Here is a 24,835-nt window from a genome sequence, read left to right on the forward strand (position 1 = left end):
GTACCTGTCAATGGCGGAGGTGATGGCGATATTCAGCCCAATCCGGGCCGAAATTAGGCTGTGGGGGAGCGGGATTGGGCCCCATGCTCACTCTGGCAACATGGTCCAGACGTTTGACCCATCCGATGTATTAGCAGCGGAAAGGACCCATGATGAAGAGGCGAACCGTCTTACGGGCGGGAGCCGGCCTCCTGGCCGGCGGTGCCGCGCTGACCCTGCCCCAGTTCCCGCTCACCGGCGCCGCGACGGCGGCACCGGCCGCCGACCCGACCGACGGCTGGACGCGGACCTCGTTCACGTACAGCTGGCAGAAACCCTGGAATCTCGACCTCGGCGACCGGCACGGCTACAGCGGAGGTGTCCACCGCATGTGGGTGTACGCCACCGACGAGCCGTTCGAGGAGGGCAACTCCACCGACCCCCGCACCGAGATGCGCTGGAAGAACGACTACACGACCGGCGACCACATGTGGGACGCCGACGTCTACCTGCCGGCCGGCACCGACCGCGCGTCCTTCGTCCAGATCCTGCGCACCCGCCGCCCCTCGGGCACCCCGGCCACGGACATCATGCTCAACGCCCACAACACCGGCGGCGGCACCGTGCGGCGCTACGACGGCACCGTGCTCAAGACCAACGCGTACGACACCTGGTTCAACGTGAAGATCGCCCACGAGGCGAGCGGCGGGACCGGCACCATCAAGGTCTACCTCGACGACTCCCTCGTCCTCACGGTCGACGACCGGGGCCCCGCCACCCGCTACTTCAAGAACGGCGTCTACAACCACGGCTCCGGCCGTGCGGAGGCCCGCTTCCGCAACATCGCGTACTGGACGCGCTGATGGCGCCCGGTGCCGGACCGCGAGGGGCGGATGACGCGCACCCGGGCACAGGCGTGCAGGTCACCGCCCAGTAGAGTGCGCCTCTGTCGTCCCCGAGAGCCGCCCCCGAACCGCCGAGGTACCGCGCAGTGACCCCCGCACGACCAGGACCGCCGTACGCCGTCACCGTCGTCGGGCTCGGCGCCGACGGCTGGCCGGGTGTCCCCGACGCCCACCGGGCGGTCCTGCGGGACGCCGAGGTGCTGATCGGGGGCCCACGGCAGCTCGACCTGCTGCCCCCGGAGTGCGCGGGCGAGCGGATCGCCTGGCCCTCGCCCCTGCGCCCCGCCGTCCCCGCCCTGCTCACCGCGCACGCAGGCCGCCGGATCGCCGTCCTGGCCAGCGGCGACCCCATGTTCTACGGCATCGGCCGCGCCCTCGCCGAGGAGGCCGGTGACCGGCTGCGCGTCCTGCCGCACCCCTCCTCCGTCTCCTACGCGGCGGCCCGCCTCGGCTGGCCGCTGGAGGACACCGAGGTCGTCACCCTCGTCGGCAGGCCCGCCGCCCGTCTGGCCGCCGCGCTGCACGACCGCCGACGGCTCCTGGTGCTCAGCGCGGACGCCGGCACGCCCGCCGAGGTCGCCGCCCTGCTGCGGGACCGGGGCTTCGGACCGAGCCGGATGCGCGTCCTGGAACAACTCGGCGGCGAGCGGGAGCGGACGGGCGACGCGACCACCGCCGACGACTGGGCGGCACGGACGCACCCGCCCGGCGACGCCCTCAACATCGTCGCCGTCGAGTGCCGGCGCGCCCCGGACACCCTGCGGCTGGGCGCCGTACCCGGCCTCCCTGACGAGGCGTACGAGCATGACGGGCAGCTCACCAAACGGTATGTGCGCGCCGCCACGCTGGCCGCGCTCGCCCCGGCACCCGGCGAACTGTTGTGGGACGTCGGCGGCGGGTCGGGCTCCATCGCGATCGAGTGGATGCGTACGCACCCCTCCTGCCGGGCGGTCACCGTCGAACGCGACCCCGTGCGCGCCGAACGCATCACCCGCAACGCCGACCGGCTCGGCGTCCCCGGACTACGGATCGTCACCGGCGCCGCGCCCGGTGCGCTGGCCGAACTGCCGCCGCCGGACGCCGTGTTCATCGGCGGCGGACTCACCGCGCCCGGCCTCCTCGACGCCTGCTGGCAGGCCCTCGCCGTCGGCGGGCGGCTCGTCGCCAACACCGTGACGCTGGAGTCCGAGGCCCTGCTCGCCGACGCCCACCGCCGTCACGGCGGTGAGCTGGTGCGGCTCGCGGTGGCGCAGGCCGTGCCCGTGGGCGGCTTCACCGGGTGGCGGCAGGCGATGCCGGTGACCCAGTGGACCGTACAGAAGACCCTCGACACCGTTGACACCGTTCCGGGAGCAGACAGATGACCGTGTACTTCATCGGCGCCGGCCCCGGTGCCGCCGACCTGATCACGGTCCGCGGCGCACGCAGGCTCGCCGCCTGCCAGGTCTGCCTGTACGCGGGCAGCCTCGTCCCGCGCGAACTGCTCGCCGAATGCCCGCCGGACGCCCGGCTGGTGGACACCGCCCAGCTCGACCTGGACCAGATCACCGCCGAGTTGGTCCGCGCGCACGCGGAGGGCCACGACGTGGCCCGGCTGCACTCCGGGGACCCGTCCGTGTTCAGCGCGGTCGCCGAGCAGATGCGGCGGCTCGACGCGGCCGGGGTGCCGTACGAGGTGGTGCCGGGGGTGCCCGCCTTCGCCGCGGCGGCGGCCGCGTTGAAGCGGGAGCTGACCGTGCCGACCGTCGGCCAGACCGTCATCCTCACCCGGATCGCCCAGCGCGCCACCGCCATGCCCGAGGGCGAGGACCTGGCCACGCTCGGCCGCAGCGGCGCGCTCATCGTGCTTCACCTGGCCGCCCGGTATGTGGACCGTGTCGTCGAGGAGCTCCTGCCGCACTACGGCGCCGACTGCCCCGTCGCGGTCGTCGCCTACGCCTCCCGCCCCGACGAGCTGATCATCCGGGGCACGCTCGCGGACATCGCCGGGCAGGTGAAGGAGGCGGGTGTGCTGCGCACGGCTGTGATCATGGTCGGCCGAACGCTGGGTGCGCGGCAGTTCCGGGACAGCCACCTGTACTCGCCGGAACGGGACCGGCACAGCTGTTGAGCGGGCCGGTTGGGTGCGTTGTCGGGTGCGGCTCCGGTGGGGCTTCTCGCGCAGTTCCCCGCGCCCCTAAAGGATTCAGGCCCCTGCGGGCCTGAAAGACCACGGGCCGGTGGCCTGAAGGCGACGGGCCGGTGCGTGTGAAGGCGACGGGCCGGTGGGCGTGAAGGCGACGGGCCGGTGGGCGTGAAAAGCACGGGGCGCAGCCCCGGCTTTTCAGGGGCGCGGGGAACTGCGCGAGAAGCCCCACCGGACCCGCAGTCGCCAACGAACCCAAGCCACCCGAGCTCGAAGGCGCCCGGTACCCGGTGTTACGCTCCCTTCGCCTCCCGCGGGGGAAGTCCGGTGAGAACCCGGCGCTGACCCGCAACGGTGTGCGCGACGGCCGGAACCGGCCCGTCGCGCGAGCCCGATCGCCCGTGGGTGGTGCGACCCGTTGAACGCTCGCCGTGGACTGCGAGAGGGGACCGCACGGCCCCCGCGCCGTACGGGCTGCTCCTGACCGACGTCCGAACAGGCGGCCCCAGGCGAAGGACCGCCCTGACCGTGCGCCGCAGCCCCACCCCCAGCCGCATCCCCCTGCCCCCACTGATACTCGGCCTCGCCCTGCTCCTGCTGCTGTCGCTCGTCGCCGGCACCGGCCTGGGCGCCGCCGGCATCGGGTGGCCGGACGTCCTCCGGTTCCTGTGGGCCGGTCTCACCGGCGGGACCGTGCACGCCGGTGACGCCGCCTCGTACACCATCGTCTGGGAGATCCGGCTGCCCCGCGTCGTGCTCGGTGCCGTCGTCGGTGCCGGGCTCGCGGCCGTCGGGGTGGCCGTGCAGGCGATCGTGCGCAACGCGCTCGGCGACCCGTTCGTACTCGGTATCTCCTCCGGCGCGGCGGTGGGCGCCAACGCCGTCATCCTGCTCGGCGCGTTCGCCGGGCTCGGGATCTGGGCGCTGTCCGCGTCCGCGTTCCTCTCGGCCCTCGCCGCCATGGCGCTGGTGTACGCCGTGGCCCGCTCGCCCCACGGCCTGACCCCGCTGCGGCTGGTCCTGACCGGTACGGCACTGGCGTACGGCTTCGAGGCGGTCACCACGGTCATGGTGTTCGGCGCGGCCCGCGGCGAGGCGGCCCGGTCGGCGCTGATGTGGCTGCTGGGCAGTCTGGGCGGGGCGACCTGGGCGCAGGTGCCGCTCGTCGCCGCGACCGTGGCGGCGGGATGGGCGTGGCTGCGCGGGCGGGCCGAATCGCTCAACGCCCTCGCGATGGGCGACGAGACCTCGGCCGCGCTCGGCGTCCGGCCGGAGCGGCTGCGCCGGGAGCTGTTCCTCGTCACCGCCGCGATGACCGGGACCGTGGTCGCGGTCAGCGGGGCCATCGGGTTCGTCGGGCTGATGGTGCCGCACGTCGTGCGGATGCTGGTGGGCGCCGACCACCGCCGGGTGCTGGCGGTGGCCCCGCTCGTCGGCGCCGTACTGCTGGTGTGGGCGGACGTGCTGTCCCGGATGCTGCTCGCCCCCGCCGAACTGCCCGTCGGAGTGATCACCGCCATGGTGGGGGTGCCCGCCTTCCTGCTGCTGATGCGGCGCGGCGGCTACGCGTTCGGAGGCCGCTGACCATGCGACTCGACATCGACGGCGTGACGGTCGAGGCCGCCGGGGCCCGCCTGGTCGACGACATCCGGCTCACCGCCGACAGCGGGGCGTTCGTCGGGCTCGTCGGCCCCAACGGCAGCGGCAAGTCGACGCTCCTGCGCTGTGTGTACCGCGCGCTGCGCCCGGCCGTCGGCGTGGTGCGGCTGGACGGGGAGGACGCGCACGCCATGCCGCCCCGGGCCGCCGCCCGGGTGCTGGCCGCGCTGCCGCAGGAGTCGTCGGCCGAGTTCGACTTCACGGTCGCCGAGGTGGTCGCCATGGGACGGCTGCCGCACCGGGAGCGGACGGCCGCCTCCGACACGGAGATCTGCGCGCGGGCCATGCGCCGGACCGGCGTGGACCACCTCGCCGACCGGGGGTTCCTGGCCCTGTCCGGCGGCGAGAAGCAGCGCGTCCTGCTCGCCCGCGCGCTCGCCCAGCAGCCCCGGGTGCTCGTCCTCGACGAACCCACCAACCACCTCGACATCGCCCACCAGCTGGACGTGCTGTCCCTGGTGCGCGACAGCGGCGTCACCGTGCTCGCCGCCCTGCATGACCTGAACCTGGCCGCCGCGCACTGCGACGTCCTGTATGTGATCGCGGGCGGCCGGATCGTCGCCTCGGGCCCGCCCCACGACGTCCTCCACCCCGACCTGCTCGCCGAGGTGTTCGGGGTCCGCGCGCATCCCGTACGGCACCCGGCGACCGGCGCCGTACAGCTCCTGTTCGACCTGCTCCCGCCCACGACCTGAGGACCCCATGCGCAAGCTGCTCGCCGCCGCCCTCTGCCTCGCCGCGACCGCCACCGGATGCGGCGCGACCGTCGAGCCGGCCAAGGACGCCAAGTCCGCCGAGAAGGCGGTCACCCTCACCAACTGCGGCCGCGAGGTGACCTTCGACAAGGTCCCCCAGCGGGTCGTCACCAACGACGTCGGCATCACCGAGCTGATGTTCGCCCTCGGTCTGGAGGACCGCATGGCCGGGTTCGCCATGCCCGACGACAAGGGCGATCTGAGCGGCGTGCCGTGGAAGGACGGCTACGACAAGGTGAAATGGCTGTCGAAGGACCAGCTCACCAAGGAGAACGCCCTCGACGCCCGCGCCGACCTCGTCTTCGCCGGCTGGAACTACGGCTTCCGCGAGGACGCCGGGTTCACCCCCGACGCCCTGAAGAAGCTCGGCGTCCCCTCGTACGTCCTCACCGAGTCCTGCCGCAACGGCCGGACCGAGACCTCGCGCGGCATCATGCCGCCCCTGGACGCCCTGTACACCGACCTCACCAACCTCGGAAAGCTGTTCGGCGTCGAGAAGCGGGCCGCCACCCTCATCGCCGACTTCAAGAAGCAGATCGCGGGTGTGCGCGCCGAGGCGCCCGCGAAGAAGCCCAAGGTCTTCCTCTACGACAGCGGCCAGGACCAGCCCTTCACCTCCGGCCGCTACGCCGCCCCCGAGCAGATCATCACCGAGGCCGGCGGGGCCAACGTCATGCACGACGTCGAGGACTCCTGGACCACCGTCGGCTGGGAGAGCGTCGTCCGGCGGGACCCGGACGTCATCGTCATCTGCGACTACGGAGACGTCGGTGCCGAGCAGAAGAAGAAGTTCCTGCTCTCCTACGCCCCGCTGCGCGGCGTCTCCGCGATCAAGCACAAGCGGATCTTCGTCCTCGACTACGTCGACCTGGTCGAGAGCCCCCGCAACCCGTCGGCCATCGCCCGCCTCGGCACCTACCTGCGGACGGTGGCCAAGAACTAGGCAGCGCTAGCGGACCGTGCTGCGGCCCACGACCGTGCCCGCGCGGTCGATGCAGATGACGTCGACCGCGACGGGCGCGCCCCGCAGCACGGCCAGAGCCTCGTCGCGGGCCGTCGTGGCGACCAGGTCGCCGAGCGGTACCCCGGCCGCCATGCACAGCTGGAGCGCGGCCAGCCCGGTGTTGGCGCCGGCCACCTCGGCGGCCAGCGCCTCGTCCGCGCCGCCGCGCCGGGCCAGCTCGGCGAGGAAGCCCTTGTCGACCTGGGAGCGGGCGGAGTGCAGGTCGAGATGGCCGGCGGCGAGCTTGGAGAGCTTGGCGAAGCCACCGCAGATCGTCAGCCGGTCGACGGGATGCCGGCGCACGTACTTGAGCACCGCGCCCGCGAAGTCGCCCATGTCGAGCAGCGCCTCCTCGGGCAGCGCGTACTCGGCGACGACCGTCTTCTCCGACGTCGACCCCGTGCACCCGGCGACATGCCTGCGCCCGGCCGCCCGCGCCACGTCCACGCCCCGCCGGATGGAGTCGATCCACGCCGAGCACGAGTACGGGACGACGATCCCGGTCGTCCCCAGGATCGACAGGCCGCCGAGGATGCCGAGGCGGGGGTTCCAGGTGGAGCGGGCGATCTCCTCGCCGTGGTCCACGGAGAGAGTGATCTCGACGTCGCCGGTGCCGCCGTGACGGGCGGCGACCTCGGCGACGTGGTCGCGCATCATCTGGCGGGGGACCGGGTTGACCGCCGGTTCGCCCACGGCCAGGGGGAGGCCTGGACGGGTGATCGTCCCGACCCCGGGGCCTGCCGTGAACACCACTCCGGCCCCGACGGGCAACCGCCGTACGGTGGCCCGGACCAGCGCGCCGTGCGTGACGTCCGGGTCGTCGCCCGCGTCCTTCACGATCCCCGCCATCGCGCTCCCGCCGGTCAGCTCCTCGACGGCGAGCGCGAACGACGGCGTCTGCCCCTTCGGCAGGGTGATGGTCACCGGGTCGGGGAACTCACCGGTCAGCAGCGCGGTGTACGCGGCCGTCGTGGCCGCCGTCGCACAGGCGCCGGTGGTCCAGCCGTGGCGCAGCCCGGTGTGCTTGAGTTGGGCGGCACGACCACCCTTGGCCTCGCCGACGTCTTTCGCTTCACCGCTCATGAACGGACCCGGACTCCCATGCACATACTGATTCTCGGCGGAACCACGGAGGCCCGCCGTCTGGCCGAGCTGCTGCACGGCACCCCCGGCCTGCGGCTGACCAGCTCCCTCGCCGGACGGGTCGCCAGCCCCCGGCTGCCCCCGGGCGAGGTCCGCGTCGGCGGCTTCGGCGGGGCCGAGGGGCTGGCCGCCTGGCTGCGCGCACACGGGGCGGACGCGCTCATCGACGCCACCCATCCTTTCGCCGGGACCATGAGTTTCCACGCGGCACGGGCGGCCGCCACCACCCATGTTCCCCTGCTCGCGCTGCGCCGGCCCGGCTGGGTCCCGGCCGCCGGCGACGACTGGCACGACGTCGGCTCCCTGGAGGAGGCCGCGAAGCTGCTGCCCACGCTCGGCCGCCGCGTCTTCCTGACCACCGGGCGCATGGGTCTGGCCGCGTTCGCCGCCCTGGACGACCTGTGGTTCCTCGTACGGTCCGTCGACCCGCCCGAGGCCCCGCACCCGGCCCGGATGGAGGTCCTGCTCGACCGGGGCCCGTTCACCCTCGACGGGGAACGGGAACTGCTGCGCCGCCACCGCGTCGACGTCGTCGTGACGAAGGACAGCGGGGGAGCCGCCACCGCGCCGAAGCTGACCGCGGCCCGTGAGGCCGGGGTGCCCGTCGTCGTGGTGCGCAGACCGCCCGTGCCCGAGGGCGTCACCGTGGTGACGGACCCGGAGACGGCGGCCCACTGGGTCGAACAGCGTCTTCCCACCCGCTGAACCCCAGCGGCCTCCGCTCGCGCTCCCGCCCCGCTTACGCCTCCGGATACCGGCGGGGCGTCCAGACGATCTGCTCGCCGTCCCCGCGCCGTACGACCTGGGTCTGCGAGGAGCCGACCAGCAGGATCGTGCGCATGTCGACCTCGGCCGGGTCCAGCTCGGCCAGCCGTACGATCCGCACCCGCTCGCCGGAGCCGCCCACGTCCCGCGCGACCACGACCGGGGTGTCCGGCGCCCGGTGCTCCAGCAGCAGTTCGCGCGCCTTGCCCACCTGCCAGGTGCGGCTGCGTGAACCGGGGTTGTACAGGGCCAGCACCAGGTCCGCCGAGGCCGCGGCGCGCAGCCGTTCGGCGATGACCTCCCACGGCTTGAGCCGGTCGGAGAGGGAGATCGTGGCGTAGTCGTGGCCGAGCGGGGCGCCCGCGCGGGCGGCGGCCGCGTTGGCGGCGGTCACCCCCGGCAGCACCCGCACGGGGACGTCCGCGTACTCCGGCTGCGAGGCGGCCTCCAGCACGGCCGTCGCCATGGCGAAGACCCCCGGGTCGCCGCCGGAGACGACCGCGACCCGCCGCCCGCGCCGGGCCAGGTCGAGGGCGAACTCGGCGCGCTCCGACTCGACCTTGTTGTCCGAGCCGTGCCGGACCTGCCCCGCCCGCTGCGGCACCCGGTCCAGATAGGTGGTGTAGCCCACCAGGTCGTCGGCGGCGGCCAGCGCGCCCCGCGACTCGGGCGTCAGCCACAACGGACCGGCCGGCCCGGTCCCGACCACGACGACCTCGCCCCGCTCCCGGGCCTCGGGCCGCCCGGCGTCGACCTGGCTGGGCAGCACGGCCACCGAGAAGTACGGCACCGACTCCGCGTCCACGTCCGCCAGTTCGCCGAGCCGCTCCCCGGGCATGGTGGCCCGCTCGACATAGCGGGCCTCGGCCAGCCGTCCCGAACTCTCCAGCGCGCTGCGGACCTTGGTGAAGGTCCGGCCCAGCTTCATCACCACGGCCACGTCCGTCGCGGCGAGCCGTGCGGTCAGCTCCTCCTCGGGCAGGGTGCCCGGCAGGATCGTCAGCACCTCCTCGCCCTCGACGAGCGGCGTACCCAGACGGGCGGCGGCGGCGGACACGGACGTGACACCGGGGATGACCTCGGTGTCGTAGCGGTCGACGAGCCGCTTGTGCATGTGCATGTAGGAGCCGTAGAACAGCGGGTCGCCTTCCGCGAGGACCGCGACCGTACGGCCCGCGTCGAGATGCGCGGCCAGCCGCGCCGACGCCTGAGCGTAGAACTCCTCCATCGCGCCCTTGTAACCGCCCGGATGATCGGTGGTCTCCGTCGTCAACGGGTACATCAGCCGCTCCTCGATCTGGTCGGCGCGCAGATGCTTCGCCGCGATCGAGCGGGCGATGGAACGGCCGTGCCGGGCGCAGTGATACGCGATCACATCCGCCTGGGAGATCACCTCGACGGCCCGCACGGTCATCAGGGACGGGTCACCGGGGCCGAGCCCCACCCCGTACAGCTTGCCGCTCACTGGCTTGTCGCTCACTCTTCCTCACTCGCGATCGCGTTGAGCGCGGCGGCGGCGATGGCGCTCCCGCCACGACGGCCGCGTACGACGATGTGCTCCAGGCCCGACGGATGCGCGGCCAGCGCCTCCTTGGACTCGGCGGCGCCGACGAACCCGACCGGCACGCCGATGACGGCGGCGGGCCGGGGCGCGCCCTCCTCGATCATCTCCAGCAGCCGGAAGAGCGCGGTGGGCGCGTTGCCGACGGCCACGACCGAACCCTCCAGCCGGTCCCGCCACAGCTCCAGGGCGGCGGCGCTGCGGGTGGTGCCCAGCCTCGCCGCCAGCTCGGGGACAGCCGGGTCGGAGAGCGTGCACAGCACGTCGTTGTCGGCGGGCAACCGCTTGCGGGTCACGCCGCTGGCCACCATCCGGACGTCGGTGAAGATGGGCGCGCCGGCGCGCAGGGCCGCACGGGCGCGGGCCACCACGTCGGGCGTGTACGCCAAGTCCCGTACGAGGTCGACCATTCCGCAGGCGTGGATCATCCGGACCGCGACCTGGCTGACGTCGGCGGGCAGGGCCGCGAGGTCCGCCTCCGCGCGGATGGTGGCGAAGGACTGCCGGTAGATCGCCGGGCCGTCCTTCTCGTAGTCGTACGTGGTCACGGTGGTCTTCTCGCTGCTCTCGGTCGTCATGAGGGTGTCGTTCGTGCGGGTGTCGTTCGTGCGGGTCGTGCGCTTCTCGGGGCTGATGAGGTGATCGCCGCCAGAGCGGTGTCGAGGAGGCCGGGGTCGGCCATGGACGTGGTGCGTGGGTCCTGGCCGGAGGTGGTGCGGGAGAGCTCGTAGCCGCCGCCCGGCACGGCCACCACGTCGATCCGTTCGCCCCGGGGGTGACCGCAGCGGCGCTCGCATCCGGACCAGTACAGGGGGAGTCCGGCGCGTCCGGCCGCGTCGAGGCTTCCGGTCGCGTCCGCCCGTACGTCCGCCAGGGACTTGGCGCAGCCGGGCCGCCCGATACAGGCGCCGACGCGCAGCCAGGGGGAGGCGGGATCGGTGACGAGGCCGGTCACGGAGAGCCGGGCGAGCGCGTCGGACGCCTCGTCCTCGCTCATGCCCGGCGTGGGGACGACGACTCCGCGCCACGGGGTCAGCCGCAGTTCACGGCGGGAGGTCGCGGACGCGAGGTGCGTCAACTCGCGCCACTGGAGGGCGGTCAGCCGACCGAGGGGTGCGTGTACGCACAGAGCGTCGCCGGCGGCTCCGGGGGGCGGGCCCTCGGCTTCGACCGTGGTCGTCCCGGTCCGGGCCCGGCTCACGGCGTCGATGCCGTCGGCGGCCAGACGTGCGCGGATCAGGCTGAGCAACTCGCTCTGGAAGGGGAGTTCGGTCACACGCCAGACCCGGGAACCGCTCTCCCGCGCGGCCTCCACGAACGTCTCGGCGGCCGTGAGCGCGGCCCGGGGAGCGTCCTCGGCGGCCATCGACAGGACCTCGTCGGCCGTTCCGAGGGCCAGCAGCGCACTGCCGTCCCCGGCCGCCCGGACGGTCACATCGGCGTCGAGCCCGGCCACATCCCCGCGCCCGTCGTCGAGCGCGAACAGGAACCGGCCCGACAGCTCCCGCGCCGCCTCGCTCGCGCACAGCGCCGCGTCGAGGGCCGACAGCCAGGGCCGGACGTCGCGCAGACCCCGCCCGTCGAGGCCGGACAGGGGCGAGGCGACGATGTTGCGCACCCGTTCGTGCCCGGCGGAGGGCAACAGCCCGGCCGCGTCCAGCGACTCGGCCAGCGCGGCCCCGCAGCCGTCGGTCAGTCCCCGCAGCTGCACATTGCCGCGCGAGGTGAGGTGAAGATCACCGTCGCCGAGCCGTCGCGCCGCCTCGGCCAGCGCCTCGGCCTGGCGGACGGTCAGTACACCACCGGGGACCCGGACACGGGCCAGCGCCCCGTCGTCCGCCGCGTGCAGCCGCAGTGTCCCCGGGCAGGCGTCGCCACGGTCCCGTGTGACCGCTGTGGCCTGGGACGATGAACGCAGGGGAGGCGTGGACATGGCGGCGAGCATACCCACCGTCCCCACGGACGTATGCTCCGCCCTTTTGAGGCGACCCTTACTATGCTGTTTGGTGGATCATCCGGTCCGCCGACGCCACCACGGCGCTAGTGTCTGTCGTCACATTCCCGTCGTCGCCCGAAGGGCGGCCCCGCGGCGTCCGGTGCGTGCTCTCGGCGTGCCGGGCGAAAGACCTCGTACTGGACGTACTTGGGCTTTCGCCCGGTGCGGCGAGAGTGCGTGCCAGACGCCGCGGGGCAGACGGGAATGTGACGACAGACCCTAGGGGAGGAAGCCCGGTGTGAGTCCGGCGCGGTCCCGCCACTGTGAGCCCGTCCCAGGAGGGTCGGGCGAGCCAGGAACTCCCTTCCCCGTACCCCTCGGTCCCGCCCGAGCAGGGGAGACTCCGATCCGACACCGCCCGGGGCGCGGACCCCGAGGAAGGCCAGCCGCCGCATGCAGCCATCGCCCGGGGAGCGCTCCGCGCAGCCCCACATCCTGCTCCTGTCGACGTCCGACACCGACCTGCTCAGCGCCCGCGCGGCCGACGGCCCGGTCCCGTACCGCTTCGCCAACCCCTCCCGCCTCGCGCTGGAGGACCTCCCGGCCCTCCTCGACGGCGCCGGCCTGGTCGTCGTACGCCTCCTCGGCGGTATCCGCGCCTGGCAGGACGGTCTCGACCTGCTGCTCGCCGACGGCCGCCCCGTCGTCGTCCTCACCGGTGAACAGGCCCCCGACGCCCAGCTGATGGCCGCCTCCACGGTCCCCGTCGGTATCGCCGCCGAGGCCCACGCCTATCTCGCCCACGGCGGCCCCGCCAACCTGGAGCAGCTCGCCCGGTTCCTCTCCGACACGGTCCTGCTCACCGGCCATGGCTTCGACTCGCCCGCGCCCGCCCCGTCCTGGGGCCCGCTGGAGCGCACCCCACGCGCGGGCACCGACGGCCCGACCGTCGCCGTGCTCTACTACCGGGCCCACCACATGAGCGGCAACACCGCCTTCGTGGGTGCCCTGTGCGAGGCGATCGAGGACACGGGCGCCCGCGCGCTCCCGCTGTACGTGGCCTCCCTGCGTGCCCCCGAGCCCGAGCTGATCGAGGAGCTCCGCGCCGCCGACGCCATCGTCACCACCGTCCTCGCCGCGGGCGGCACCAAGCCCGCCGAGGCGTCGGCCGGCGGCGACGACGAGTCCTGGGACGCGGGCGCCCTCACTGGCCTCGACGTCCCGATCCTGCAGGCCCTGTGTCTGACCGGCTCGCGCGCCGCCTGGGAGGAGAACGACGAGGGCGTCTCCCCGCTCGACGCGGCCAGCCAGATCGCCGTCCCCGAGTTCGACGGCCGCCTGATCACCGTCCCGTTCTCGTTCAAGGAGATCGACGAGGACGGCCTCCCGGCCTACGTCGCCGACCCAGAGCGCGCCGCCCGCGTCGCCGGAATCGCCGTACGCCACGCGCGACTTCGGCACATCGCCAACGCCGACAAGCGCCTCGCGCTCGTCCTGTCCGCCTACCCGACCAAGCACTCCCGCATCGGCAACGCGGTCGGCCTGGACACCCCCGCCAGCGCGGTCGCCCTGCTGCGCCGACTCCGCGACGAGGGCTACGACTTCGGGGGCGCCGACGTCCCCGGACTGGCCTCCGGCGACGGCGACGAGCTGATCCGCGCGCTCATCGAGGCCGGTGGCCACGACCAGGACTGGCTCACCGAGGAGCAGCTGGCCCGCAACCCGGTCCGTATCCCGGCGGCCGACTACCGCCGCTGGTACGCCACGCTCCCCGAGGAGCTCCGCACCTCCGTCGAGGAGCACTGGGGCCCGGCCCCCGGTGAGATGTTCGTCGACCGCAGCCGCAACCCGGAGGGCGACATCGTCCTCGCGGCCCTCCGCTTCGGCAATCTGCTGATCCTCATCCAGCCCCCGCGCGGCTTCGGCGAGAACCCGATCGCGATCTACCACGACCCGGATCTCCCGCCCTCCCACCACTACCTGGCCGCCTACCGCTGGATCGCGGCCCGTGCCGACGACGGCGGCTTCGGCGCCGACGCGATGATCCACCTGGGCAAGCACGGCAACCTGGAGTGGCTGCCCGGCAAGAACGCGGGCCTGTCCGCCGCCTGCGGCCCCGACGCCGCCCTCGGCGACCTCCCCCTGGTCTACCCCTTCCTGGTCAACGACCCGGGCGAGGGCACCCAGGCCAAGCGCCGCGTCCACGCCACCCTCGTCGACCACCTGGTCCCCCCGATGGCCCGCGCCGACTCCTACGGCGACATCGCGCGCCTGGAGCAACTCCTCGACGAGTACGCCCAGATCTCCTCCATGGACCCGGCGAAGCTCCCGGCGATCCGCGCCCAGATCTGGACCCTCATCCAGGCCGCCAGGCTCGACCACGACCTCGGCCTGAACGACCGTCCGGAGGACGACGGCTTCGACGACTTCCTGCTGCACGTCGACGGCTGGCTGTGCGAGGTCAAGGACGCCCAGATCCGCGACGGTCTGCACGTCCTCGGCAACCCGCCGACCGGCGCCGACCACGTCAACCTGGTCCTCGCCGTCCTCCGCGCCCGCCAGATCTGGGGCGGCACCACGGCCCTGCCCGGCCTGCGCGAGGCCCTCGGCCTCGACGAGTCCGCCGCGACCCGCACCACCGCCGACGAGGCGGAGGCGAAGGCGCGCACGCTGGTCCAGGCGATGGAGGACGCGGGCTGGGACCCGGCCGCCGTCCCCACCGAGCACGGCGAACAGGTCGCCGCGATCCTGGAGTTCGCCGCCCGCGAGGTCGTGCCCCGGCTCGCCGCGACCACGGCCGAACTCGACCACAGCGTGCACGCCCTGAACGGCGGCTTCGTCCCGGCCGGCCCCTCGGGGTCACCCCTGCGGGGCCTGGTCAACGTCCTGCCGACGGGCCGCAACTTCTACTCCGTCGACCCCAAGGCCGTCCCCTCCCGCCTCGCCTGGGAGACGGGCCAGGCCCTCGCGGACTCCCTGCTGGAGCGCTACCGCGCCGACAACGGCGAATGGCCCACGTCGGTCGGGCTGTCGCTGTGGGGTACGAGCGCGATGCGTACGGCGGGCGACGACGTGGCGGAGGCGCTGGCCCTGCTCGGCGTCCGGCCCGTCTGGGACGACGCCTCCCGCCGTGTGACCGGTCTGGAGGCCATCCCCTCCGAGGAGTTGGGCCGCCCCCGCATCGATGTCACCCTGCGCATTTCGGGCTTCTTCCGCGACGCGTTCCCGCACACCATCGGCCTCCTCGACGACGCCGTACGCCTCGCCGCGTCCCTCGACGAACCGGCCGAGACCAACCACGTCCGCGCCCACGTCCAGGCCGATCTGGCGGAACACGGCGACGAACGCCGGGCCACCACCCGTATCTTCGGCTCCCGCCCCGGAACGTACGGTGCCGGTCTGCTCCAGCTCATCGACTCCCGCGACTGGCGCACCGACGCCGACCTCGCCGAGGTCTACACGGTGTGGGGCGGCTACGCCTACGGCCGAGAACTCGACGGCCGCCCGGCCCGCGAGGAGATGGAGACCGCGTACAAGCGGATCGAGGTCGCCGCGAAGAACACGGACACCCGCGAGCACGACATCGCCGACTCCGACGACTACTTCCAGTACCACGGCGGCATGGTGGCCACCGTCCGTGCCCTGCGCGGCACCGCCCCCGAGGCGTACATCGGCGACTCCACCCGCCCCGAGACGGTCCGCACCCGCACCCTCGTCGAGGAGACGTCCCGGGTGTTCCGCGCCCGCGTCGTCAACCCCAAGTGGATCGAGGCGATGCGCCGCCACGGCTACAAGGGTGCCTTCGAACTCGCCGCCACCGTGGACTACCTGTTCGGTTACGACGCCACCACCGGCGTGATCGCCGACTGGATGTACGACAAGCTCACCGAGACCTACGTCCTGGACGAGACCAACCGCGAGTTCCTGCAGCAGGCCAACCCCTGGGCCCTGCACGGCATCGCCGAGCGGCTGCTGGAGGCGGAGTCGCGCGGCATGTGGGAGAAGCCCGACCCGGCGGTGCTGGAGGGGCTGCGTCAGGTGTACCTGGAGACCGAGGGCGACCTGGAGGACGGCGACAGCTGACGACGGGCGGGGGTGCGGGGCGGTCCACCTCCCCGCACCTCCCGCGCGGGGATGTCAGCGCCGGTCGCCGGCGGCCCGTACGAGGGCGTCGAACAGGCCCTGCTGCGCGGGGTCCTCGTGGGCGGTGTCCTCGGGGTGCCACTGGACGGCGGTGAACCAGCCGGGGGAGCCGGGGAGTTCGAGCCCTTCCACCGTGCCGTCGGCGGCGCGGGCGGTGACCTCCAGTCCCTCGCCCAGCCGGTCCACCCGCTGGTGGTGGTAGCAGGACACCTCCACCTTGTGCGCGCCGGTGGCCCGCTCCACCACGGTTCCGGGCCGGAGTTCCACCGGGTGCGAGAGATGACGGTGTTCGCGGCCGGGCCCGCCCATGTCCTGCTCCAGGGTGCCGCCCAGGGCGACGTCGACCACCTGGAGGCCCCGGCAGATCGCCAGGAGCGGTAGGCCCAGGTTCAGGGCGGCACGGGCGATGTCGAGATCGAAGGCGTCCTGCGTCTCGTCCACGTCGTACACGGCGGCGTGGGTGTCGGTGGCGCCGTAGCGGTGCGGGGCGAGGTCGCCGCCGCCGGGGAGGAGGATCCCGTCGAAGCGGGCGAGACGCGCGGCGACATCGCTGTCGGCCGGGTGGATGCTCGCCGGTTCTCCGCCGGCCCGCCACACGGCCTCGATCAGGGCACGGGCGTTGACCTCGGCGGCGTACCGCAGCGCGGAGGTCGTGGCGGAGAAGCGGGCGGGAACCGCTATCAGGGGCCGGGTCACAGCTGGATCCACGTCGTCTTCAACTCGGTGTACTTCTCCAGGGCGTGGGCGGACTTGTCACGGCCGTTGCCCGACTGCTTCATGCCGCCGAAGGGGACGGTCAGGTCGCCCTCCTCGTAGCAGTTGACCCACACCGTGCCGGCCCGCAGCGCACGCGAGACCCGGTGGGCGGTGGACAGGTCGGAGGTCCACAGCCCGGCGGCGAGACCGTACTCGGTGGCGTTGGCCAGCCGTACGGCCTCGTCGAGGTCGTCGAAGGTGAGGACGGACAGGACCGGGCCGAAGATCTCCTCGCGGGCCAGCCGCATACCGGGGTCCACCCGGTCGAACACGGTGGGGCGCAGATAGCTGCCGCCGGTGTCGGCGAGGGTGCGCTCACCGCCGGCCCGCAGGCGCGCGCCGTCCGCGACGCCCGTGCCGATGTGGTCGAGGACCCGGTCGAGATGGGCCTCGCCGACCAGCGCGCCCATCTCGGTGGCCGGGTCGAGCGGGTCGCCCACACGCAGCTCCCGGGCGCGGGCCACGATCGCCTCGGTGACGCGTTCCGCGACGGAGGAGTGCACCAGGAGCCGGGAGGGGGCGGTGCACATCTCGCCCTGGTTGAAGAAGATGCCCCAGGCGGCGGTGGCGGCGGCCTTCTCCAGGTCGGGGGCGTCGGGGAGGATGATGTTCGGCGACTTGCCGCCCAGTTCCAGCCAGACGCGCTTGAGGTTGGAGTCGGCGGCGTAGCGCAGGAAGTGCCGGCCGACCGCCGTGGACCCGGTGAAGGCCAGGACGTCCACATCGGGGTGGAGTCCGATGGCCCGCCCGGCCGTCGGCCCGTCACCGGTGACGACGTTGAGGACGCCCGGCGGCAGTCCGGCCTCGGTGCCGATCCGGCCGAGCAGCAGGGCGGACAGCGGGGAGTTCTCCGAGGGCTTGAGGACGACCGTGCAGCCGGCCGCCAGCGCCGGGGCCACTTTCCAACCGGCCAGCGTCAGGGGGAAGTTCCACGGCACCACGGCGCCCACGACACCCGCGGGTTCGCGGGTGACCAGGGCGAGGGAGCCGGGGGCGGTGTGGGGTGACTCGTCGGTCAGCTTGTCGGCCAGCTGCCCGTACCAGCGGAAGGTGTTGATCGCGGCACGCAGTTCGATGTCGTGCGCTTCCGTGTACGGCTTGCCCATCTCCAGGGTGATGGTCAGGGCGAGCTTCTCCCGCTGCTCTTCGAGGAGTTCGGCGACGCGGAGCAGGATCCGGCCGCGGTCGGCCGGCGCGAGGCGGGGCCAGGGGCCGGAGTCGAAGGCGCGGCGGGCGGCGGCCACGGCCAGGTCGACCTCGGCGCTTGAGGCGTCGGCGACCTCCACGAGGACGTGCCCGTCCCGGGGCGACACGACGGCGAAGGAGGCGCCCCCGCCCGGTTCGTCCACCCCGTCGATGTGGTGCCGGTCGGGCAGATCCAGTGCCTTGGCGCGACGGAGCAGGTCGTCGTGGGCGAGGGCGGGCATCAGCTCTCCTCTTCTTGTCCTGGTGAGGGGTTCGTCGTGAGGGGGGTGAAGGAGGGGGGTGAAGGAGGGGTTCGAATCGGTGGAGGTGAGCGGTGGTCAGTCCGTGACGGTCCGACCGCCCCGGGTCACCCGTGCCACGACGAGACCCAGGACCAGCACCGCCGGAACGGTCAGCTGGAGCCACACGGCGGTGGCCCGGTCGCCGCCGATGAGCGTGGTGAAGTTCTCGATGATCAGCCAGATCGCCCCGGCGATGCCGAGCGCGCCCAGGACCGGTGCGATCAGCGTGTTCCAGGGCCGGGTGTCGGCACGGGAGCGGCGGAAGAAGACGACCACGGAGACGGAGGTCAGGAAGTAGAGGAGCATCATCGCCAGGACGGCCACGCCGCTGAACCAGGAGAAGAGCGTCAGCACGGGGTCCTTGCCCAGCAGAGCGAACGGCATGACCAGGGCCACCGCGATCACGGTCTGGACGAGGCCCGCCGCCCCGGGGGAGTGGCGCCGGTTGAGCGTGGTCAGCCCGCGCGGCAGCAGACCCTCGCGGCCCAGCGAGAACAGGTAGCGGTTGGCGGAGTTGTGGAACGCCAGGATGCCGGCGAACAGCGAGGTGGCCAGCAGGACGGGCAGCACATCGCCGGTCCACGCGCCGAACTCCGCCGCGATGGGGGCGAAGACCCAGCCGGTGGCGTCGCCGCTCTCCAGCGCCTTGCCCGCCTCGGCCGTCGCCTGCGACGCGCCGTGCGCGGAGACCAGCATCCACGAGGTGAAGGCGAAGAAGCCGGTGACCACCGCGACCGACAGATAGGTGGCGCGCGGGACCGTCTTCCTCGGCTCCCGGGCCTCCTCGCCGTAGATGGCGGTCGCCTCGAAGCCGAACATCGACGCCACGGCGAACATCAGCGCCACACCGGGAGCGCCCTGGAGCGCCGCGTCCGGCGAGAAGCTGTCGGCGATGCCGAGCCCCTCGGGGCCGCCGCCCTTGAAGAAGGTCACGAAGGCGAAGGCGATCAGGATGCTGAACTCCGCCAGGACGAACACGGCCAGGACCTTGGCGCCCATCTCGATCCCGGCGGCGCCGAGCACCTGGACCACCACCATCGTGACCAGCGCCCACACCCACCACGCGATGCTCACGTCGGCGTAGTGCTCGACGAGGCCGCTCACCGTCGCCCCGTAGAGCCCGTACATGGCCGCCTGGATGGCGCAGTAGGCGAAGAGCGCGACACCGGCGCTGCCGGAGCCGGTCGAGCGGCCCAGCCCCTTGCCGATGTACGTGTAGAACGCGCCGGCGTCCACGACGTGGCGGCCCATGGCGACGAAGCCGATGGAGAACAGCAGGATCACGACGCCGGCCGCGAGATACGCGGCGGGGACGCCGGCCCCGTTGCCGATGACGACGGCGATGGGGACGGCTCCGGCGATGCCGGTCAGCGGGGCCTGGGCGGAGAGGACGAAGAAGAGGATGCCCAGAACGCCGAGGGAATCGGGCTTGAGCCTGCCTGCCGTGGATGGATCGTGTGAGCTGTGCGGGGCGACCGCCGTCTGACTGTCCACTCGGATCACCTGTCGGGGGACGGGGAGGATGGTTTCATTTCGTTTAGGCCCAAACGAATTGCCTCATGGTGGGCCTGAACTATCCGTTTGGCAAGGGGCCCCGTGAAGATTTTCGCCCGGCTTCTCCGTCGCGCGCCGGGACGGCGAAAGGCCCCGGACGCCGAACGCCCGGGGCCGGAACCGCTGAGGTCAGAGACTATGCGCGGGCTTCGCCCACGCCGCCGTCCTGGCGCCCGTCGCCGTTGGCGTCGAGCAGTCGCAGCAGTGAGCGCAGCTCCTCCAGGGCGGCGTCCGTGACGTCGGGCTCGCCGAGGACGAGCTGATGCAGCACCAGCCCGTCGAGCGCGGCGAAGACCAGCCGGGTCAGCGCCTTGTCCGCGCCGGCCGGCAGCATCCGGCCGAGCTCGCGCCGGGCGGCGTCGAAGTACTCGTCGTACAGCTCACGGATCTGCGGCAGCAGCTCCGGGCGGCGCCGGGATTCGAGCAGCAGCTCGTACTGGAACGCCTGGGTGTCCGGATCGGCCGTGACCATCTCGGAGAGCCCGGTGGAGAAGTCCGCGACCTTGCCGGTGCCCGGTTCGAGGGAGCTGGTGTTGAGCGAGGTGCGGATGGTGTGGGCGAGGGCCTCCTCGATCAGGGCGTCGCGCGATCCGAAGTGGTGCACGACGAGCCCGTGGGTGACCCCCGCCTCCTCCGCGACGGCCCGATACGTGAGCTTGCGCAGCCCGCCCCGCGCCACCACGTGCACGGCGGCGTTCAGCAGGGCTTCGCGCCCCTCGCCGTAGTGGAGGCGCTTGCGTGGCCGTCGGCTCTTCGGGGCGTCGGCGGAGTCGGTCATGCGCGTGACCCTACCCGCCTGCCTCCTGCCTGCCTCCAGCCCGTCTCCGCACCCGGGCTTCACCGCTGGGGCGGGCGGATGCCACGGAACTCCCAGTCGCCGCCGAGCGCCGTGGAGAGGACTTCCTCGGACTCGGTGGGCTGCGCGCCGACGTCGGTGCGTACGGGGGTGGGGCCGGTGACGATGTGGTTGGTGAGCCGGCCGAGGCCCTCCACCTCCACCTCGACGACGTCGCCGGGCTGTACGGGCCGGGAGTTGGCCGGGGTGCCGGAGAGCAGGACGTCCCCCGGGTACAGCGTGATGGTGCGGGCGATGTCGGCGACGAGGTAGTGCATGTCCCACTTCATCTCGTCCGTCGAACCGTCCTGGACGACCTGGCCGTTGACGTACGTCCGCAGCCGCTTGCCGTGGAAGTCCCAGTCGGTGACGAGCCCCGGGCCGAGCGGGCAGAGGGTGTCGGAGCCCTTCACCCGGAGCATCGAACCGGCGTCGGTGTCGCGGAAGTCGTGCAGGCCGTAGTCGTTGGCGACGGTGTAGCCGGCGATGTGGGCGCCCGCGTCCTCCGGCGCGATGTTCCGCGCGGTCCGCCCGATGACGATGGCCACCTCGCCCTCGTAGTTCAGCCACTTGCAGCCGTCGGGGCGGACGACGGCGCCCTGGTGGGAGTTGAGGGAGGAGGTCGGCTTGTGGAAGTACGTGGGGGTCCGCGGAAGGTCGATCCGGAACTCGTCGACGCGGCTGCGGTGGTTGAGGTGGACGGCGACGACCTTCGACGGCACGACCGGCGGGAGGTGGTGGGCCTCCTCGATCTTGACGCGGCGGCCGTCACCGGCGACGAGCTCGTCGCCGTCGACGGTGACCTGGACGGTGGCCCCGTCGAGGAGGATGCGGCGGTACTCGGGCATGAGGGCTCCTGGATATGGCTAGCTGTGGGTGTGTGGGGTGCGCGGGCCGGCGGCCGCGGGGGTGCCGGCACGGTCGTCGCCGGTCCAGCCGTCGGCCGGGCGGTCGAACCAGAGATGGACCTGGCCCGTGCCGATGGAGTTCTCGTACTCCCCGTACTGCCGGGCCCTGGCGACACACGCCCGCTCGCCCAGCGCGCCCGCCATCATCAGGTAGTGGAAGAACTTGGCCTCGGGCTTGAACTTCCAGAACTCGTCCATGGTGTCGAGGACCTTGTTGTGCCGGCCCTCCTTGAACCAGGCGATCCGCTCCTGGTCGGCCTCCCGCGCTTCGGGCGTGAAGATGTGCACCGGATCGCTGGCCTCGTGGTCACGCAGTTCGCGCAGCGGCCAGAAGGTGTGGGAGAGGGCGCCGGAGGCGATGAGCAGGACCCGTCGCCCGGGGGTGGCGGCGATGCCGTCGGCGAGCGCCCGCCCCAGCCGCAGATGGTCCTCCATGTCCCCGGTCTGGCAGACCCCGATGGTCACCCACCGTTTGTCGGGCAGGCCTTCGCCGAGGAACTTCCAGAGGTTGATGGTGGCGTAGTAGATCGGCAGGAACTCGTCCTCGATCGCGGTGATCCAGGTGCCGTGCTTGTCCGCGAACTTCTCGATGTTCCGGGCGAGTTCGGGATCGCCGGGGAAGTCGTACGGCATCCGGCACATCCCGCGCGGCAGCTCCTCGGAGGTGAAGAGACCGGCGCGGCGGGCTTGCGCGGTGACCACGAACTCGACGGTCGTCGCCCAGTGCGAGTCGAGCACGACGACGGTGTCGTACGCGTCGGCGGCCTCGCCCTCGAAGACGTCCTCGCGGAGCCGGCGCAGGCCGGTGACGAGGGTGATCTCCTTGCCGTGGTTGAGCTCCAGCCGGTCGGCCTCCGGCAGGACGATGGTGGGCACGTGCGCGAGGAGTCCCGCCCCGACGATCTCACCCATGGTTGTTCCATCCGTTCGGTGCGGTCACGGTGTTCTTCAGATCGCAGTAGAAGTCGAAGCTCCAGGTGCCGCCCTCCCGGCCGACCCCGGACTGACGGGAACCGCCGAAGGGCGCCCGCAGATCGCGTACGAAGAAGCAGTTCACCCACACCGTGCCCGCGACCAGCCGTTCGGTGACCCGTGCGGCGCGCTCGGCGTCGCCGGTGGCGAGGGTGGCGGCCAGTCCGAAGCGGGTGTCGTTGGCGAGCCGGACGGCCTCGTCCTCGTCGGTGAAGGTCTGCAGGGTGAGGACCGGGCCGAAGACCTCCTCCTGCACGATCTCGGAGTCCTGGGCGACCTCGGTGAGCAGGGTGGGCGCGTAGTACTGCCCGTCCTCGCGGTGTCCGCCGATGACCGCCCGTGCCCCGGCCGCGACCGCCCGCCGCACGAACCCGTCGATCTTCTCCAGCTGCCGGGGGTGGATGGTGGGCCCGATGTCGGTGGCCTCGTCACGCGGGTCACCCTGCTTCAGCGCCGAAGCCTTCTCGACGAACCGCCGGGTGAACTCCTCGGCGACCGTCTCCTCGACGAGGAAGCGGGTGGCGGCCAGGCACACCTGCCCGGCGTTGTCGTACTGCTCCACCGCGAGGTCCACGGCCAGGTCCAGATCGGCGTCCGCGAACACCAACAGCGGTGACTTGCCGCCCAGTTCGAGGCTGAGTGGAGTGAGGTGGGGCGCTGCCGAGGCGGCGATCCGCCGGGCCGTCGGCACCGATCCCGTGAAGCTGATCCGCCGTACGTCCGGGTGCGAGGTGAGGGCGTCGCCGATCTCCGAGCCGTAGCCCTGAACGACATTGAGCACCCCGGCCGGCAGCCCCGCCTCGGCGGCGATGTCCGCCAGCAGCGACGCGGTCAGCGGAGTCCACTCGGCGGGCTTCAGAACGACCGTGTTCCCGGCTGCCAGCGCCGGGGCGACCTTCCAGGTGGCCAGCATCAGCGGCGCGTTCCACGGTGTGATCAGCACGGACGGCCCCGCCGGGTCCCAGCTCACCTGATTGGTGTGCCCGCGCGTCTCGAAGTCCTCGTGCTCCAGCGTCAGCAGCCAGTCCGCGAAGAACCGGAAGTTGTGCGCCACCCGGGGCATCACCCCCCGCCGGTGCGACCGCAGCAGCGCCCCGTTGTCGTTCGTCTCGACGATGGCCAGCTCTTCGAGCCGCTTCTCGACACCGTCGGCGATGGCATGCAGGACGCGGGCGCGTTCGGCCCGGGAGGTGGCGGCCCAGGCGGGAAAGGCGTCACGGGCGGCGGCGACGGCGGCCTCGACCTCGCCGGGACCACCACGGGCGATCTCGCCGAGGACACGGCCGTCTATGGGGGAGACGTCGGTGAAAGTGCTGGTGGAGCCGATCCGCTGCCCACCGATCCAGTGCCGGGTGTCGACGGGGACACCGGCGACGACGATTTTGTCAGACATGAAAGGGGATTCCTTTACAGAGAAGGGCCAGACCAACTCACCCAGGGGCAGGGGCAGGGGCTGTGTGGATATGCGGCTCCGCCGCGTGGGTGCGACCAGCCCACGACAACCCGTACTTCGACGACGGCCTTACTCGGCGCTCGCCCCCGACGACCCGGACTCCAACAACCGCCCGCCGTCCCAGACAACCCCCACCTGCCGGTAGTACGCGGCGATCGGCTCACGGACCTCCAAGCGAGCCAACTCCTCCGTAGGCGCCTCGAACAGCTCCAACTCGGCCTCGCCGACCCACGGCTGACCCCCCTGGAAGGAAGCCGCGCCGGTCTCGATCAACTCGTCCAGCGCCAACCCCTTCCCCTTCTCGATCGACGGCAGCCACCGGTGATGAGCCATGGGATGCGCGTTCACGAACCCGTTCGTCTCCGCCGGCTCCCGCAGCGTCACCACGGCCTGCGCGAGCCGCCGATCCGCCGCGGCCAACGTCGCCCCGAACCGCGCCCCCGCCTCGATCCGCGGAGCGGGCCCGTACGGATGGGGCCGCGTCTGGTGGATGGACCCGAGCTTCTTCGGATACCCCTGGTGCAGCCCGCGGGCGATCGCGAAGTCCTTGTCGACCCAGATGTGGACGCACCGCGAGTACGTCCGCCCCTTGTACGCGCAGCGGACGACCGCGAAGGCCTCCTTGTACTGGGAGAGCACGGGGTCGAGCAGCTCCGCCCCCGAAGCCGAGCAGGACTGCCAGTCGGCCCAGATCAGCGCGACGGCACCGGGGTCCTCGTCAGCCAACTCCAAAGGCTCCGGCAGCAGTTCACGCACCCGCGCGGGATCCGTGCGGTACTCGACGGTGAGCAGGTCGCCCGAGTAGTGCCAGGGAGGGGACGGAATCAGCGACGAGGCACCGCTCGCCGTCTTCGGATGGAAGTATCCACGCACACTGGTCATGGTCAGGAAGGTCC

20 protein-coding genes and 2 riboswitches are annotated in these 24,835 nt (G+C 72.6%); of the genes, 8 read left to right on the forward strand and 12 right to left on the reverse strand.

Annotated elements, in window-relative coordinates; genetic code table 11:
* The first annotated feature begins 152 nt into the window (after positions 1 to 152).
* From OG272_RS43545 to OG272_RS43570, 6 genes are all read left to right on the forward strand, one after another.
* Positions 153 to 842, forward strand: coding sequence for a polysaccharide lyase family 7 protein (locus tag OG272_RS43545; protein WP_327732052.1), 690 nt, complete (start codon positions 153 to 155; stop codon positions 840 to 842).
* Positions 843 to 970: 128 nt separating this feature from the next.
* Positions 971 to 2,248, forward strand: a complete 1,278-nt coding sequence (cbiE, locus tag OG272_RS43550) for a precorrin-6y C5,15-methyltransferase (decarboxylating) subunit CbiE (protein ID WP_326574224.1) — start codon at positions 971 to 973, stop codon at positions 2,246 to 2,248.
* A complete protein-coding gene (gene cobM, locus OG272_RS43555) occupies positions 2,245 to 2,994 on the forward strand; it encodes a precorrin-4 C(11)-methyltransferase (protein WP_327726551.1) in 750 nt (249 codons plus the stop codon). Before cbiE ends, cobM begins: the two co-directional genes overlap by 4 nt.
* 331 nt (positions 2,995 to 3,325) lie before the next feature.
* A riboswitch (cobalamin riboswitch) is annotated at positions 3,326 to 3,410 on the forward strand.
* Between the two features lie 127 nt (positions 3,411 to 3,537).
* Complete coding sequence (locus tag OG272_RS43560) at positions 3,538 to 4,593, forward strand: iron ABC transporter permease (protein WP_327726550.1); 1,056 nt, start codon at positions 3,538 to 3,540, stop codon at positions 4,591 to 4,593.
* Positions 4,594 to 4,595: 2 nt separating this feature from the next.
* Positions 4,596 to 5,363, forward strand: coding sequence for an ABC transporter ATP-binding protein (locus OG272_RS43565; protein WP_405895841.1), 768 nt, complete (start codon positions 4,596 to 4,598; stop codon positions 5,361 to 5,363).
* A 7-nt stretch (positions 5,364 to 5,370) separates the two neighbouring features.
* Complete coding sequence (locus tag OG272_RS43570; RefSeq protein WP_405895842.1) at positions 5,371 to 6,366, forward strand: ABC transporter substrate-binding protein; 996 nt, start codon at positions 5,371 to 5,373, stop codon at positions 6,364 to 6,366.
* Between the two features lie 6 nt (positions 6,367 to 6,372).
* Here OG272_RS43570 and OG272_RS43575 read toward each other — a convergent pair whose 3' ends face one another.
* Entirely contained in the window at positions 6,373 to 7,509 is a 1,137-nt protein-coding gene (locus tag OG272_RS43575) for a cobalt-precorrin-5B (C(1))-methyltransferase (protein ID WP_405895843.1), read from the reverse strand.
* Positions 7,510 to 7,527: 18 nt separating this feature from the next.
* Here OG272_RS43575 and OG272_RS43580 point away from each other — a divergent pair, with 18 nt between their 5' ends.
* The gene (locus tag OG272_RS43580) at positions 7,528 to 8,274 is read left to right on the forward strand and encodes a cobalt-precorrin-6A reductase (RefSeq protein WP_326574218.1); all 747 of its coding nucleotides are present in this window, start codon (positions 7,528 to 7,530) and stop codon (positions 8,272 to 8,274) included.
* A 34-nt stretch (positions 8,275 to 8,308) separates the two neighbouring features.
* On the opposite strand, the gene OG272_RS43585 is transcribed toward OG272_RS43580, so the two are convergent.
* Genes OG272_RS43585 through cobG form a run of 3 tightly spaced genes read right to left on the reverse strand, consistent with a single transcriptional unit; the run spans position 8,309 to position 11,840 of the window.
* A complete protein-coding gene (locus tag OG272_RS43585) occupies positions 8,309 to 9,799 on the reverse strand; it encodes a precorrin-2 C(20)-methyltransferase (protein ID WP_405896131.1) in 1,491 nt (496 codons plus the stop codon).
* Between the two features lie 11 nt (positions 9,800 to 9,810).
* Positions 9,811 to 10,473, reverse strand: coding sequence for a precorrin-8X methylmutase (locus OG272_RS43590; RefSeq protein WP_326574217.1), 663 nt, complete (start codon positions 10,471 to 10,473; stop codon positions 9,811 to 9,813).
* Entirely contained in the window at positions 10,470 to 11,840 is a 1,371-nt protein-coding gene (gene cobG / locus OG272_RS43595; protein WP_405896132.1) for a precorrin-3B synthase, read from the reverse strand. Before cobG ends, OG272_RS43590 begins: the two co-directional genes overlap by 4 nt.
* A gap of 247 nt (positions 11,841 to 12,087) precedes the next feature.
* Positions 12,088 to 12,214, forward strand: a riboswitch (cobalamin riboswitch).
* 70 nt (positions 12,215 to 12,284) lie between these two features.
* On the opposite strand from cobG, the gene cobN reads away from it, so the two are divergent.
* The gene (cobN, locus tag OG272_RS43600) at positions 12,285 to 15,914 is read left to right on the forward strand and encodes a cobaltochelatase subunit CobN (protein WP_405895844.1); all 3,630 of its coding nucleotides are present in this window, start codon (positions 12,285 to 12,287) and stop codon (positions 15,912 to 15,914) included.
* A 54-nt stretch (positions 15,915 to 15,968) separates the two neighbouring features.
* Here cobN and OG272_RS43605 read toward each other — a convergent pair whose 3' ends face one another.
* The 8 genes from OG272_RS43605 to OG272_RS43640 form a co-directional block, all read right to left on the reverse strand.
* The gene (locus OG272_RS43605; RefSeq protein ID WP_326574215.1) at positions 15,969 to 16,670 is read right to left on the reverse strand and encodes a gamma-glutamyl-gamma-aminobutyrate hydrolase family protein; all 702 of its coding nucleotides are present in this window, start codon (positions 16,668 to 16,670) and stop codon (positions 15,969 to 15,971) included.
* Positions 16,667 to 18,157: an aldehyde dehydrogenase gene (locus OG272_RS43610; RefSeq protein ID WP_327726544.1), complete on the reverse strand. Its 1,491-nt coding sequence runs from the start codon at positions 18,155 to 18,157 to the stop codon at positions 16,667 to 16,669. Before OG272_RS43610 ends, OG272_RS43605 begins: the two co-directional genes overlap by 4 nt.
* A gap of 96 nt (positions 18,158 to 18,253) precedes the next feature.
* Complete coding sequence (locus tag OG272_RS43615; protein WP_327726543.1) at positions 18,254 to 19,711, reverse strand: APC family permease; 1,458 nt, start codon at positions 19,709 to 19,711, stop codon at positions 18,254 to 18,256.
* A gap of 196 nt (positions 19,712 to 19,907) precedes the next feature.
* Positions 19,908 to 20,549 (reverse strand): TetR family transcriptional regulator, encoded by a 642-nt coding sequence (locus OG272_RS43620; protein ID WP_327726542.1) that lies wholly within the window; start codon positions 20,547 to 20,549, stop codon positions 19,908 to 19,910.
* A 59-nt stretch (positions 20,550 to 20,608) separates the two neighbouring features.
* The gene (locus OG272_RS43625) at positions 20,609 to 21,454 is read right to left on the reverse strand and encodes a fumarylacetoacetate hydrolase family protein (RefSeq protein ID WP_326574211.1); all 846 of its coding nucleotides are present in this window, start codon (positions 21,452 to 21,454) and stop codon (positions 20,609 to 20,611) included.
* 18 nt (positions 21,455 to 21,472) lie between these two features.
* On the reverse strand, positions 21,473 to 22,426 hold the full coding sequence (locus OG272_RS43630; protein ID WP_327726541.1) for a 3,4-dihydroxyphenylacetate 2,3-dioxygenase: 954 nt from the start codon (positions 22,424 to 22,426) through the stop codon (positions 21,473 to 21,475).
* The gene (locus tag OG272_RS43635) at positions 22,419 to 23,879 is read right to left on the reverse strand and encodes an aldehyde dehydrogenase (protein WP_327726540.1); all 1,461 of its coding nucleotides are present in this window, start codon (positions 23,877 to 23,879) and stop codon (positions 22,419 to 22,421) included. Before OG272_RS43635 ends, OG272_RS43630 begins: the two co-directional genes overlap by 8 nt.
* Positions 23,880 to 24,008: 129 nt before the next feature.
* A complete protein-coding gene (locus OG272_RS43640; RefSeq protein ID WP_327726539.1) occupies positions 24,009 to 24,821 on the reverse strand; it encodes an acetoacetate decarboxylase family protein in 813 nt (270 codons plus the stop codon).
* Positions 24,822 to 24,835: the final 14 nt, after the last annotated feature.

Source organism: Streptomyces sp. NBC_00104 (genome assembly GCF_045160825.1).
GTDB lineage: Bacteria > Actinomycetota > Actinomycetes > Streptomycetales > Streptomycetaceae > Streptomyces.

Bases quoted from the DNA above. Each gene is read 5' to 3' on its own strand.
- cobG (WP_405896132.1), bottom strand. From the start codon at position 11,840: ATGCTCGCCGCCATGTCCACGCCTCCCCTGCGTTCATCGTCCCAGGCC.
- cobM (WP_327726551.1), top strand. From the start codon at position 2,245: ATGACCGTGTACTTCATCGGCGCCGGCCCCGGTGCCGCCGACCTGATC.
- OG272_RS43545 (WP_327732052.1), top strand. From the start codon at position 153: ATGAAGAGGCGAACCGTCTTACGGGCGGGAGCCGGCCTCCTGGCCGGC.
- OG272_RS43610 (WP_327726544.1), bottom strand. From the start codon at position 18,157: ATGCCCGCCCTCGCCCACGACGACCTGCTCCGTCGCGCCAAGGCACTG.
- OG272_RS43635 (WP_327726540.1), bottom strand. From the start codon at position 23,879: ATGTCTGACAAAATCGTCGTCGCCGGTGTCCCCGTCGACACCCGGCAC.
- OG272_RS43580 (WP_326574218.1), top strand. From the start codon at position 7,528: ATGCACATACTGATTCTCGGCGGAACCACGGAGGCCCGCCGTCTGGCC.
- OG272_RS43630 (WP_327726541.1), bottom strand. From the start codon at position 22,426: ATGGGTGAGATCGTCGGGGCGGGACTCCTCGCGCACGTGCCCACCATC.
- OG272_RS43570 (WP_405895842.1), top strand. From the start codon at position 5,371: ATGCGCAAGCTGCTCGCCGCCGCCCTCTGCCTCGCCGCGACCGCCACC.
- cobN (WP_405895844.1), top strand. From the start codon at position 12,285: ATGCAGCCATCGCCCGGGGAGCGCTCCGCGCAGCCCCACATCCTGCTC.
- OG272_RS43625 (WP_326574211.1), bottom strand. From the start codon at position 21,454: ATGCCCGAGTACCGCCGCATCCTCCTCGACGGGGCCACCGTCCAGGTC.
- OG272_RS43575 (WP_405895843.1), bottom strand. From the start codon at position 7,509: ATGAGCGGTGAAGCGAAAGACGTCGGCGAGGCCAAGGGTGGTCGTGCC.
- OG272_RS43590 (WP_326574217.1), bottom strand. From the start codon at position 10,473: ATGACGACCGAGAGCAGCGAGAAGACCACCGTGACCACGTACGACTAC.
- OG272_RS43640 (WP_327726539.1), bottom strand. From the start codon at position 24,821: ATGACCAGTGTGCGTGGATACTTCCATCCGAAGACGGCGAGCGGTGCC.
- OG272_RS43565 (WP_405895841.1), top strand. From the start codon at position 4,596: ATGCGACTCGACATCGACGGCGTGACGGTCGAGGCCGCCGGGGCCCGC.
- OG272_RS43620 (WP_327726542.1), bottom strand. From the start codon at position 20,549: ATGACCGACTCCGCCGACGCCCCGAAGAGCCGACGGCCACGCAAGCGC.